Origin of the sequence: Aminobacter sp. MET-1, assembly GCF_026521175.1 — a bacterium.
Classification (GTDB): Bacteria; Pseudomonadota; Alphaproteobacteria; order Rhizobiales; family Rhizobiaceae; genus Aminobacter.
In genome coordinates, this window is record NZ_JAMSHL010000007.1 from 205,135 (window position 1) to 216,754 (window position 11,620).

Here is an 11,620-nt window from a genome sequence, read left to right on the forward strand (position 1 = left end):
GGCTTAGCCCAGCATGTGCTGCATGACGTCGGCCGATCCGGAATCGGCAGGCTGCGGGGTGAGGTGATCAGTGTGGTGCGCGCTGCCGGTGTCGTCGGCGCCGTCGCCGAGGAAGGCGACGGCCTCGGTGACGAGAATGTCGGGGTTCTGAGCGCCGAGATGGGGATCGCTCGAGACCAGATTTGCCTGGATGAGAATTTCGTCCGAGTAGCCTTCGCCGCCGACATAGATCTTGTTGGCGCCGTCGACGTCGACGATGGTCGCATGATTGACCAGCTGGTTGCCGCCGGTCTTGATAGTCCAGTCGGCATCGTTGTTGGCGGCATACTGGTTCATGGCGAGCGCAACCTGGTCGCTGTCGCCCATGATCGTGGTCTGGTGGATATACTGCAGATTGTAGATGTCGCCGGAAATGTAGAGCACGCGCAGAAGGCCCGTGCCGGCGAAGGCCGGATCCTGGAGGATCGAGTCGGGCAGGGATTTGTTGCCGGCGGCGAGATTGTCGCCGGCGGTCCTGTAGGCGTCGGGCAGCGTCTCATAGGCGCCGGTGCCGACATTGATGATGCTCGCCTGATTCCACAGCAGGTTGTCGGCCGTGGAGATCGAGCCATGGCCCGTCGTTTCGAAGCCTGAGACGGCGCCGATCGTGTCGTTGTCGATAAGAAGGTTGAGTTGCTGGATGATGCTGGCGTCGTAGACGTGGCCGCCGACGATGATGAGGTCGTAGTTGTGGCCAAGCTCGTTGAGGTCGACGCCATTGAGTGCGGTGTTGCCACCGGTCGAAAGCATGGTGTGCACGCCCGACGAGGAGGCGATCGCGACATCGTTGTCCGTGACGAAGGCGTACTGGTTGACCCAGTTCATCATGATCAGGTCGCCGGTGACCTGGGTGACCACATAGTAGGCAGGGAAGCCGGAAGGGGCTTCGGCCGGCGTCACCTCGGCCGTCGGGTCGATGTGCTTGAACATGGCGATGTTGAAGGTCTGGTCGGCGGTGCCGCCAGGGTCGAACGGCCAGCCGCCGATGGCGCTGCCGACGCTGTCGCTGTCGCAGATCGCATTGATCTGGATGATGGCGTTGAGCGAGATGTGATTTCCCATCACCGCCATGACCGCTGACGAGGCCCAGTCGTTCACGACCACGGCGGAATTGATGACGGTGTTGCCGCCGGTCAAGATTTCGACGCTCGGGTCTGCCGTGCCGACGCCCCAGCCATGCATGAAATCGCCCGAGGTCGGTGCGGAGTGGAGGTCGAGCGGACCGTTGGGTCCTTCAGCAGTGCTGTCCTTTTCCTTCAGGTAGTCGACATAATCATCGACCTTGGGCGTGTCGGCCTCGTCGATGAGCTGGCCGTTGACATAGGTGCCCTCGATCGTCGTGCCCTTGATGCAGAAGATGTCGGCGTTGCCATGGTCGTCCGCATCGAAGCCGTCGAGCCTGGCCGCCGCGGTGGTGACGAATGTCGCCATGTCGGCCGAGTTGCCCGGTATGCCCAGGTCGTCGATGGGATTGATGTCCAATGCAGCCTGGTGAAGCGCCTGCATCTGGCTGTCGTCGACAGGAGCCGGGGTGAATTTCAATCCGCTGCCGCCGACGCTGGCATAGTCGTTGTCGGAGAGCTTGATTTCCTGGTTCAGGATGATTGCCACCGACCCCGGCGGTTCGATCTGCGGGAGGTGGAAGCCTTCAGAACCATGGATCGAGCCTGAGCCATGGTGCGTTGGTGAATGATATTGCGCGCCATGGTGGGGTGGAACGTCTATGGGCCGGAAGTGGACATTTGAAATGACCGATGTCGTTTCGACGTTCCACTTGAGGGGCAGGTAGGGAACACGCGGGTCGAAGTCCTCCATCTGGTGTGAAGCGTCGACCTTGACGGGCTGCGTTTCGTGGTCGGCAAGTTTTGGGTCGGCCTTGTGTGCGGCCCGGAACTCCGCATAAGCCTGCTTCAAGCTGGCATCTTCGCTCGCAACCTCGAAGAGCCCGACGAAATGTGCAATCGCCTCGGTGACCTTACCGAAATACGCCGAATACATGGTCTTGCCTCCGCCCGGAGTTCAGACACGATGAGGCATGGTCTTCGTCCCACCGGCCAGTAAAGACTGCGCGGGGGAGACGCCCCGCGCAGCCTGCGCACCCGGCTTCGCCGTGGCGAAGCCGGGGCTGTTGTCAGCTAGAGATTGCTGTGGTCGGTCGAGTCTTCGCCGGTCAGGATGTGATGGTAGTCGCCACCCACCACGGTCATGTTGACCGTGTTGCCCTGCAGGTTGGCACCCATCACGATCTGCTGGTTGAAGGCGCTCGGGTCGATCGTGACGTCGGAATGCGCAGTGCTCGTGCCGGTGACGTAGCCGTCATGGCCATTTTGCGAGCCCCACATGCCGCCATCGCCGCCATCGCCGCCATAGCCGGTTGTCGCCGTGCCGCCGGCACCGCCGGCCGCACCCGCGCCGCCCCATGCGAGGCCGCCCGTGGCGTCGCCGCCATTGCCATCGGCCCAGGCGCCGCTCAATGCGCTGCCGCCCACGCCGCCCCAGGCGCCTGCGAGACCGCCCGTGCTGGCGCCGCCGGTCGCGTTGCCGTTGGTCGCGTCGCCGCCGGTGCCGTCACCGCCGCCGCCGCCGCCACCACCGCTGCCGGTGCCTTCGCCGGTGCCGGAGCCGGTGCCCGAACCGGTGCCGCTGCCTGCGCCGCCTGTAGAGGAGGCCGCGCCGCCGGTCGCATCAGCTGCGCCCGAGGCCGCGTCCGCAGAGCCGGTTCCGCCGCCACCGCCACCGCCGCCGCCACCGCCGGTGTTGCCGGCGTTGCCGCCATCGCCTTCAGCATCGCCGCCGAAGCCGAAGTTAAGGATGGGAACGATCGGGACGAATGCGTCGATGCCGTCGCCGCCATCGCCATTGGCGTTGCCGCCTTCGGAATCACCGCTGTTGCCGCCGTCGGCGCCATTGCCGCCGTCGCCGCTGTCGGCCTTCGCGTCGCCGCTGTCGGCCTTGGCATCGCCGCCGTCAGACTTGGCATCGCCGCCGAGGCCGGCGCCGAGACCCAGGCCGAGCCCGAGACCGAGACCGAGGCCCACGCCGTCGCCACCGCGACCGCCGTCGCCGCCGTCGCCCTTGCCGCCGCTGGCGTCATTCTTGCCATCGCCGCCGTCGCTGTCGCCGCCATCGGCCTTGACGTCACCCTTGGTGTCGCCGCCGATCGCTGCGCTGAGCGCCGTGCCGCCGGTGCCGTCGCCGCCATCGGCCTTGCCGCCATGAGCGTCGCCACCATCGCCGCCGCCGCCGCCGTCAGCCTTGGCGTTGCCGCCACCGCCACCGCCGCCACCGCCGGCATTGATGCCGTCGCCAGCCGAGGCGTAGCCGCCCTTGGCGTCGAAGTCCTGCTTGAAGGAGCCGGTATTCTGGACGGTCGCACTGCCGAGAGTGTCGTTGTCCGTCATGTTGGCGACCTGGTTCATGACGAAGGCGGTGTTGTTGCCCTGGCCATTCAGCGAGTTGTTCAGCAGGTCCTTGAAATTGATGTCGTCGCCCGGATCGTAGGAGACCGTGCTGTCCTTGGCGATGATCATGTCGTTGATGTTGCCGCCGCCGGTGTCGATGTCGGCGAAATCGTTATCAGAGTGGTTGTCGCTCGGCGCCAGGCCTTCGTGCTGAAGGTCGACCTTGACGTCTACGTTGACGTCTACCTTGGTCTCGTTCTTGTTTTCGTTGGTGTTCTTGTTCTCGGATTTGTTCTCGTTTTCATTCTGATTCTTGTTGTCGGATCTGTTCTCGTTTTCGTTCTGGTTCTTGTTGTCCGAGTCGTTCTTGTTTTCATTCTGGTTCTTGTTGTCGGAATCGTTCCAGTTGCCGTTGTCGTTATTCGAGTCGTTCTTGTTTTCGCTCTTGTTTTCATTCTCGTTGGAGTTTTCGTTCTCGCCACCGCCGAGATCGAATTCGTTGCCTACGAATTGCAGGCCAAACGTATTGATGTTGTTGCTGTTGCGATCAGACATCGTCTTGTCCTCATTTGGGACCGCGCCTGCCGGACCGTCTTCATCTCTCACACGGCCTTGAGCTCAGCGCGGACGCTGCTTCTATTCGCTTGTTGTCTGGATGCGTGGATCTGGTGGCCGAGGGGACTGAAGGCCAAAGATCCCTGCTCGTGACTGGATGGCCATTGCCTCCCTTGGTTTCTGGGGCAGGGCGGATCCGATCTCTTCACAAAGACGTGATGATGGTGCTTGAAGCGGCCGCCATTGTACGATGTGGGAAAACCGGTTGCGCCGCGCCCTCGCTTTGCGGAACCATGAAAGTCTGTGGCTGGGCCGGTGAAATTGTAAGCTGACAGTTCGCGCTAGGCTGTTCGGGCGATCCAGAGCAAGAATTGGCAGTGTCGATCTAGACAGTCGATCGAGGCCATCAGGGCTATTTTTCTACGGCTGCGCCCGAGCAACAATTGCATTGCATTTGCAAGAGGAAAGCAGATCAGCGCGAAGTGCTTTCGGGCGCAACCATCATATTCCAAATGATGTATCAGAGCGCGCTGGGGGCAGATCGAACGAGCGGTTTTGCAAGCTGTTGCAACGCTTCGATCACAGGCCGGAAGAACTAGCGGCAAGATGGAATAGCTCGTCTTGCTTATACCGAAGCGTTAATAGCTGGTATATGATCCAGAAATAGTTGTCGGGAAGCGGCGCCCGGCGCTGGTCGCATTAGCGATTGGAGAGCGGGAGTTCCAATGTACCGAGTAGCTGTTTCCAGCTCTCGCCGCGCGTCTGCAAGCGGCGTGTCCGAGCAAAAAGCCTGCAAGACCCTGTTGATCGTTGCCCCTGCCGATTTCGTGTCGGAGACGCTGGTCTTTGCGATCGAGCGTGAATTCCCATGGCTCCGGGTGGAGTGCGTGGGCGAGTTGGAGCAGGCCTGCGCATCCTTCGAATGCCCGGTGCCACTGATCCTGCTCGAAGCCCAGCAGTTGCCAGATGTTGCTCTGTACTCCGATCGGATCCATCGCCTGCATCCAGCCGCACAGATCATGCTCATCCAGGAGGATGGGCGCCATCAGGTGGCGATCCGCGATGTGGTGACGGCCCGCAACGTGCGCGGGGTGCTGCCGATGAACCTCAAGCTCGACGTGTGGCTTTCGGTGCTCCGGCTGGTGCTGCGCGGCGGGGAGTATTTCCCGTTGTCGCTGTTCGAGCCGATCATCGCGCCTGAGCGCAGCGATGTTGCGGTCGAACTCGGCGAGGCGCCAAGGCTGCGCAATCGGCCGGAAGGCGAGGCCGACGATTTCTACGAGCTGACCGACCGGGAACTGCAGATCCTGGGCATGGTTGCGCGGGGCCTGCAGAACAAGCTGATTGCAGCGGCGCTCGGCCTTTCGGAGCACACGGTGAAGATTCACCTTCACAACATCATCACCAAGCTCGGCGCACACAACCGCACGGAGGCGGCCGCAATCTATCATGCACGTCGCGACCTGGGCGAGCGCGGCCCGAGCGAGACGTCCAAGCTGCACCAGCTGCCGGCATGAGGCCTAGATGCCACGCTTTCAGGACGTGCTGCTCGCCGTTGGCCAGCTGAACTACACCTGGACCAACACCGAGAGCCTGCTCATCCATCTGATCGCCGGGCTGGCCCGCGTCGACAAGGAAACGGCGATCATCATCTTCCTGACGCTGAACACGACGCGGGCGCGCCTTGATCTGGTCGAGCGCCTCGCCAAGATGGCGGGAACCTCGCCGGTCTGCCGCAAGGCGGTGCTGGCCGTGTCTGAACAGCTGACCCACCAGGGCAAGCTGCGCAACAAATACAGCCACTGTATCTATTCCTTCGATGAGACGGGCACACGTGCCAGTACCCAGCTCATGCGTATCTTCGACAGCAAGGATTCAGTGCGCTACGGCAAGCATGAGGAGCTGGACGACGACGAGATGCAGCGCATCGGCGCTTCGATCGAGGCGATCAGGGGCATCAATCGCCAGATCTGGCAGATCGTCGAGGACAATTCCTTCCCGCATTGAATGCAGCTGGCGAAAGGTCCCGGCATGCGACCGGCCCGAGCGCGGCCGACCGAGTGATGCGGCTGCGCGACTTCAACGTGCCGTCCGCTTTCTCCTGAGGGGCGCCGCCAATTCATTACATTAGAGCTAGATAAATCAACCGATGCGGGAGTTGATTGCACCTGATGTGAATGGGCGTATGCTTAACAAAGTGTTTCCGACGCGGAGACATTTGATCATAGCGCCAGTTTGGGGACGGGCGCATTTTTTCCCTCAGGAGGAAGAAATGACGACGTACCCGACCTGCGCACGCAGGATTCAGACGATTCTGCTGCTTTCATCCGCCTTTGCGGCCTTCAGCTTCACAGCACCGGCGTCTTCCCAGGAAATCCGTCCGCGGATGACGGCTGCACAATGCCAACCGCTTACCCAAGGCAACTTCGAGATGTGCTGCATCGCCATCAACCGGGGCAGTCTGATGTCGTCCGGCCAGTTGGCGCAATGCCCGCCCATCACGACATCGCTGATCGCCGCGGTCCTGGCCGGCAGCGAGAACAACAATGGAAATGATGGAAGCACTGGCGACGGCAACGACAATGGCGACGGCACGCCTGGTGGCGGCACCCCGGGCGGTGGTGGCACTCCCGGTGGTGGTGACACCCCCGGTGGTGGTGGAACCCCCGGTGGTGACCCTGGCGACAGTGGCGGTGCTGGCGGAGCTGGCGGCGCCGGTGGTGGTGGAGGCGGAGGCGGCGGCGCTGGTGGTGGCGGTGCTGGTGGTGGCGGAGGCGGCGGTGGCGGCGGTGCTGGTGGTGGCGGCGGTGCTGGCGGAGGCGGTGGTGCCGGCGGAGCTGGCGGAGCAGGTGGTGCCGGTGGCTGAGCCCGATTTCGCCAAATCGATTTCGCGATGAGTTCTGCCGGGCGGCCTTGCCGCCCGGCATTTTGTCGTCAGCCTGTCGGGCCGGCGGTCATTTCGGGGCCGAGTGGGGCGCCGTCGCCAGAGCGGCACGATTGGCAACGGCCTTCGCAAAAGTCGCATCGATGGCAAGTGCCCTGTCGAAGCAGGCCAATGCCTCGGTCCTACGGCCGAGTTCCCGCATCACCACACCCATGTTGTTGTGGGCTTCGACAAAACCGGGTCGCAGGGCAGTTGCCCGTCCATATGCAGCCAGTGCTTCATCGTGACGCTTCAGCGCGCGCAAGGCGTTGCCGTGGTTGTTCTGGGCGACAGCATGCGTGGGATCGGTTGCGAGGGCACGGCGCAGATATTGTTCCGCCGCATCGAATTCGCGGAACTGAAGGCAGGCGATGCCGAGCATGAAGTTGGCGCCGAAATGATGGCGGTTCTTGTCGAGTATCGCCACGTAAAGCCGGGATGCTTCGAGCGCATTGCCTGTGCGATGGAGATCCTGCGCGCGGGCGAACTGGATGTCGGGATCGCCGGCCATGTCGTCATGCAACGCGGCCAGCAATTCGGTTGCTTCAACATGTTCCGGCGCGAGCTCCAGTATCTGCCGGCAGCCTTTCTCCGCCAGTTCGAACCTGCGCTCGGTGCGCAACCGCTTCACCCAGCCAAGAGCTGCCTGCGTGGTCCTGGGATCGAGGCGGCCACCGAGATTGCTGCCGCTTCGCGTCGATATCCTGGTGCCTTCGATGCGATGTTCTTTCGATCCGAAGCTGTATTTGTAGGAAAAATCGCCTGTTCCCAGATCATAGACGGTGAAGCCGTTGGCTATCGCCCAGCGCAGCGTAAAGGCATGGAGCACGAAGCCCGGCGGCGGTTTCCTGATAGAGCGGTCACGTCCGACAAGGAAGCAGATCAGCCGCCGCTTTGCCTTGTCGATGAAGGCGATATGGACGCCGACCTGCTTGTCGCCTTGCCAGAGCACCGGTGCAAAGAGGCAGCCATCCGCAAGGCAGGGCGGCAGCATCTTCCGGCAGTTGTCGACGATGCCGCGGGCATATCCTTCGCTCTTGGAATACCACTGCTCGAGCCAGAACCGCATGAAGGCATTGAGGTCGCTCGCAGCAGTGGTGGTGTCGGCTAGAGTAATCCTGAACTCGTCGCCCGCGTCGGTCTTGCGCAGAAAATACCTGACATCGCGCCGGATCTTCGGGCCAAGCCTGGTGTCGAGAAACGCCTCCCAATCGCCGGGCAGATCGACATAGACGTAAGTGTCGTGATCGATGTCGTCGCCGGCGGCCGTGACGTGCCGCCGCCGCTCGATTTTCTCCGCTGAGAAGACATCCGGCTCGAAATATCCGGCGAAAGCCGCACGCCGCCTGTCCGACATGAACAGGTCGTCGAGATGAAATCTTCGCCAGTTGAGGGCCTTGATGCGTTGGGCGAAAGCCGGCAGGGCTGCTGCCTCCGCGTCGGGTGCGCAGAGCAAGCCGGTGTAGACGGCGAAATAGGAACCGCCCATGCGGATGCTGTTGTAAAAGCCGGTCTTCTCGTCCAGTTCGACGCGGATCTGCAGGGGCAGGAAAGCTTCGTAGCGGCCCGGACCGTCAGTGGCCCTGACTGCCAGCACCAACCAGCTGAAATTCGCCTGGTGCAGCCAGTTGGACATCCAGGTCCACGACAGAAAGAAGTGGGCTTCCGGATCCGCGCCATAGACGCGCTCCCAGTCCTCTCGCAGCGGTTCAAGCTTGTCGAAGCTATCGACCACATCGACCTGCATGCGCCGTCCCCTCCCGGTGGAGTGCGGTTCTGCCTGCTCGTACGATATTTGGCCTGTTTATCCGGCACTGCGCAAGCGCCGGGGCGAAGGTGCTTCAGAAGGGCTGCTTCGACACGCCCCAATAGCGGTCGTCGGAGAAGGTCGTGCCCATGGCAAGGCCCTTGATCCGGGCGCTGATGCCGATCTTGCGGACCTCCTGGAACATCAGGATGAAGGGCGAGGTGTCAGTATGCACCTTCTGGATGGCCTCGTACATGGCCTTGCGCTTGCCGGTGTCCTGCTCGCGAACGGCGGCCATGGCGTCGGGAGACAGGCTGCCTGCCTTCCAGCCGAAGCGATCGGCGAGGCTGTCGGAGCCGTCGGGCGCATCCTGCTTGTTGACCGCGAAGGCCTTGGCATTGGAATGCGGGTCGGGGTAGTCCGGTCCCCACAGGCCGAGCCAGATGTCGAGGTCGTGGTTGCGATAGCGCTTCAGCCATTCGCGTCCGTCGACGATTTGGAGGTTGAGGTCTATGCCGGCGGCGGCCATGTTCGCCTTGATGGCCTTGGCGAAGTCGGTGAAGGGCAGGGTATCCCACACCACCATGTCGAGCGAGAATTCGCCGCTGACGCCACCTTCGGCAAGGAGCGCCTTGGCCTTTTCGACGTCGAAGCTGAACGGCCTGTAGGCGATGGCGCCGAGGAAGCCATTGGGCACCAGCGTCTGGTGCACTTCCATTGTGCCGCGCGACACGGTGTCGGCGATGCCCTGGTAGTCGACCAGATACTTCATCGCCTCGACCACCTTGGGATTGGCCAGGTACTGGTTCCTGACGTTCAACCCCATGTAGTAGATGTTGCCCGAACGTCCGTTGACGACCCTGAGTTTCGGGTTGCTGGAGATCTGGTCGAAATCGTTGGGAGCCAGGCGGTTGGCGATGTCGATATCGCCTGCTTCGAGCAGGGCGCGCTGGGCCGAGCTTTCGGCGACGTGCCGGATCAGGATGTGCTCGACGCTGGGAGCGCTGCCCCAGTAGTTGTCGTTGCGCTTGAGCAGGATCGACTGCTTCGGCTGCCATTTGCTGAGGACGAACGGGCCGGAGCCGGCAGAGTTGTCTGCCTTCAGCCAGTTGCTGCCGTAGTCGCCGTCGACCTCGTGCTGCTTGACGATCTTGCTGTCGACGATGCCGCCAATGTAGGACGACAGGCAATAGAACAGGAAGCTCGGCGCATAGGTGTCGGCGACCTGGATGACCAGTGTGCTGTCGTCGAGCGCCTTGATGCGGTCATCGACGTTCTCGGGCGAGAAGCCGAACTGGCCGATGATGAAGGCCGAGCGCGATTTGAGGTGGATGACGCGGCGCAGCGAGTATTCGGCGTCCCAGGCGGTGACGGGGTTGCCGGAAGCAAAACGCGCCTTCGGGTTCATCTTGAAGGTGAAGGTGCGTCCGTCAGGCGAAATGGTCCAGCTTTCGGCGAGCAGGCCCATGATGCGGGTCGGGTCGTCGACATCGAAGGTGACCAGCGACTGGTAGATCTGGCTCGAGGCAAGCACGCCGCCGACCTCGCCCACTTCGTTGGGGTCCAGCGTCATGACGTCGTCGATGGCGTCGGCGACAACCAGCGTGTCCTTGGGCGTCTCGGCGATGGCTGAGGACAAGGCAAGGGCGAAGCCGAACGCGGCGACGGCTATGGCCTTGAGCAAACGCATACCGATGTCCCCTTGCATTCTTTTGTCACGGCGCGGGCTTGATGCCCGCGCGCTGGGCGCCGTCGTTTTTCGCCTGTCGGCTGGCGGTTGCGGCGCCGTTGAGAAAATCCTCGCAAAGGACCGATTTGTGAAGAGGTAATATTGTTTTTCCGAGGTCGTTGAAGCCGCAGGCGGATTGGAATGAAATTCCACACTCTTGGCGATAGAGAGAATTGCCTTCCGAAACAATCCGGAAATTAGCAGCGGCTTACCGTGCTCGGCGGTGCTGGCCATCCTATAAAGGCTACCGACTGTTGTATTTGGAATCTTTTTTCAGGAGTGGCCGATGCGCTTTTCCCTCGTTGCTGCGGCTCTGGGTGCCGCACTTGCCTTTGCCACCGGTGCCCAGGCCGAGCGCCTGACCGACCAGCCGCTGGTCGACGCCGCCTGGCTCAAGTCGCATCTCGGCAACAAGAGCCTGGTCGTGATCGACGTGCGTGACGCGGCCAAGGATGGCGCCAATCCCTATGCCAAGGGTCACGTTCCGGGTGCCGTCAGCGCTCCTTATTCGACCGCCGGCTGGCGCGCCGAAGTGAACGGCGTTCCCGGCATGCTGCCGCCGCTGGAGACCATAACCAAGACCATCGGCGACCTTGGCGTCGGCAATGACAGCCATGTCGTCATCGTGCCGAACGGCACCGACTCCTCCGAATTCGGCGGCGCCACCCGCGTCTACTGGACCTTCAAGGTTCTGGGCCACGACGCCGTGTCGATCCTCGACGGCGGTGCGCGGGCCTGGGAAGCTTCCGGCGGTGAAGTCGCGACCGATGTCGCTAAACCCGCCGCGGTCGCCTTCAAGGGTGAGCTGAAGAAGGAACTGCTGGCCACGACTGCCGATGTCGAGAAGGCCCGCGCCGAAGGCATCAAGCTGATCGACGGCCGCCCGGCCGCGCAGTTCAAGGGCGAGGCCAAGAGCCCGGTCGTCCGCGTTGCCGGCACCATCCCCGGCTCGAAGAACCTCGAAAACACCAAGCTCTATGACGCCGACAAGGCTTCGTTCGCCTCGAAGGAGACGGTCGGCAGCCTGTCGCAGTCGGTCGGCCTTGGCAAGGACGAGCAGAACATCGCCTTCTGCAACACCGGCCACTGGGCTTCAGTCGTGTGGTTCGGCCTGAGCGAGGTCGAAGGCAACAAGAATACCAAGATGTATGACGGCTCGATGGCCGAGTGGGCAGCCGATCCGGCACGTCCCGTGCAGCCCGGCAACTGATTGCCTGAAGGGCCGG

9 protein-coding genes are annotated in these 11,620 nt (G+C 62.5%); 4 read left to right on the forward strand and 5 right to left on the reverse strand.

All coding sequences use genetic code 11. The features are described from left to right. Nucleotides 1-3: 3 nt before the first annotated feature. Both NDO48_RS12845 and NDO48_RS12850 read right to left on the reverse strand, forming a co-directional pair. A complete protein-coding gene (locus tag NDO48_RS12845; protein WP_267321575.1) occupies nucleotides 4-2,037 on the reverse strand; it encodes a type I secretion protein in 2,034 nt (677 codons plus the stop codon). A gap of 137 nt (nucleotides 2,038-2,174) precedes the next feature. Beyond that, nucleotides 2,175-3,995, reverse strand: a complete 1,821-nt coding sequence (locus NDO48_RS12850) for a hypothetical protein (protein ID WP_018429209.1) — start codon at nucleotides 3,993-3,995, stop codon at nucleotides 2,175-2,177. Nucleotides 3,996-4,768: 773 nt separating this feature from the next. Here NDO48_RS12850 and NDO48_RS12855 point away from each other — a divergent pair. Then, on the forward strand, nucleotides 4,769-5,512 hold the full coding sequence (locus NDO48_RS12855; protein WP_018429208.1) for a helix-turn-helix transcriptional regulator: 744 nt from the start codon (nucleotides 4,769-4,771) through the stop codon (nucleotides 5,510-5,512). A 7-nt stretch (nucleotides 5,513-5,519) separates the two neighbouring features. After that, the gene (locus NDO48_RS12860; RefSeq protein WP_018429207.1) at nucleotides 5,520-6,002 is read left to right on the forward strand and encodes a hypothetical protein; all 483 of its coding nucleotides are present in this window, start codon (nucleotides 5,520-5,522) and stop codon (nucleotides 6,000-6,002) included. Between the two features lie 297 nt (nucleotides 6,003-6,299). Here the strand turns inward: NDO48_RS12860 and NDO48_RS12865 are convergent, their stop codons facing one another. Beyond that, nucleotides 6,300-6,539 carry a hypothetical protein gene (locus tag NDO48_RS12865; RefSeq protein WP_051091915.1) on the reverse strand — a complete coding sequence of 80 codons (240 nt, stop codon included), beginning with the start codon at nucleotides 6,537-6,539 and terminating at the stop codon, nucleotides 6,300-6,302. Between the two features lie 2 nt (nucleotides 6,540-6,541). Between NDO48_RS12865 and NDO48_RS12870 the strand changes: the two genes are divergently transcribed. Further along, nucleotides 6,542-6,892 (forward strand): hypothetical protein, encoded by a 351-nt coding sequence (locus NDO48_RS12870; protein WP_018429205.1) that lies wholly within the window; start codon nucleotides 6,542-6,544, stop codon nucleotides 6,890-6,892. A 57-nt stretch (nucleotides 6,893-6,949) separates the two neighbouring features. On the opposite strand, the gene NDO48_RS12875 is transcribed toward NDO48_RS12870, so the two are convergent. After that, a complete protein-coding gene (locus tag NDO48_RS12875) occupies nucleotides 6,950-8,665 on the reverse strand; it encodes a GNAT family N-acetyltransferase (RefSeq protein WP_018429204.1) in 1,716 nt (571 codons plus the stop codon). Between the two features lie 94 nt (nucleotides 8,666-8,759). Then, the gene (locus NDO48_RS12880; RefSeq protein ID WP_018429203.1) at nucleotides 8,760-10,355 is read right to left on the reverse strand and encodes an ABC transporter substrate-binding protein; all 1,596 of its coding nucleotides are present in this window, start codon (nucleotides 10,353-10,355) and stop codon (nucleotides 8,760-8,762) included. Between the two features lie 325 nt (nucleotides 10,356-10,680). Between NDO48_RS12880 and NDO48_RS12885 the strand changes: the two genes are divergently transcribed. After that, on the forward strand, nucleotides 10,681-11,604 hold the full coding sequence (locus tag NDO48_RS12885; protein WP_267321576.1) for a sulfurtransferase: 924 nt from the start codon (nucleotides 10,681-10,683) through the stop codon (nucleotides 11,602-11,604). Nucleotides 11,605-11,620: the final 16 nt, after the last annotated feature.

Bases quoted from the DNA above. Each gene is read 5' to 3' on its own strand.
- NDO48_RS12860 (WP_018429207.1), top strand. From the start codon at position 5,520: ATGCCACGCTTTCAGGACGTGCTGCTCGCCGTTGGCCAGCTGAACTAC.
- NDO48_RS12870 (WP_018429205.1), top strand. From the start codon at position 6,542: ATGGAAATGATGGAAGCACTGGCGACGGCAACGACAATGGCGACGGCA.
- NDO48_RS12875 (WP_018429204.1), bottom strand. From the start codon at position 8,665: ATGCAGGTCGATGTGGTCGATAGCTTCGACAAGCTTGAACCGCTGCGA.
- NDO48_RS12845 (WP_267321575.1), bottom strand. From the start codon at position 2,037: ATGTATTCGGCGTATTTCGGTAAGGTCACCGAGGCGATTGCACATTTC.
- NDO48_RS12880 (WP_018429203.1), bottom strand. From the start codon at position 10,355: ATGCGTTTGCTCAAGGCCATAGCCGTCGCCGCGTTCGGCTTCGCCCTT.
- NDO48_RS12885 (WP_267321576.1), top strand. From the start codon at position 10,681: ATGCGCTTTTCCCTCGTTGCTGCGGCTCTGGGTGCCGCACTTGCCTTT.
- NDO48_RS12850 (WP_018429209.1), bottom strand. From the start codon at position 3,995: ATGTCTGATCGCAACAGCAACAACATCAATACGTTTGGCCTGCAATTC.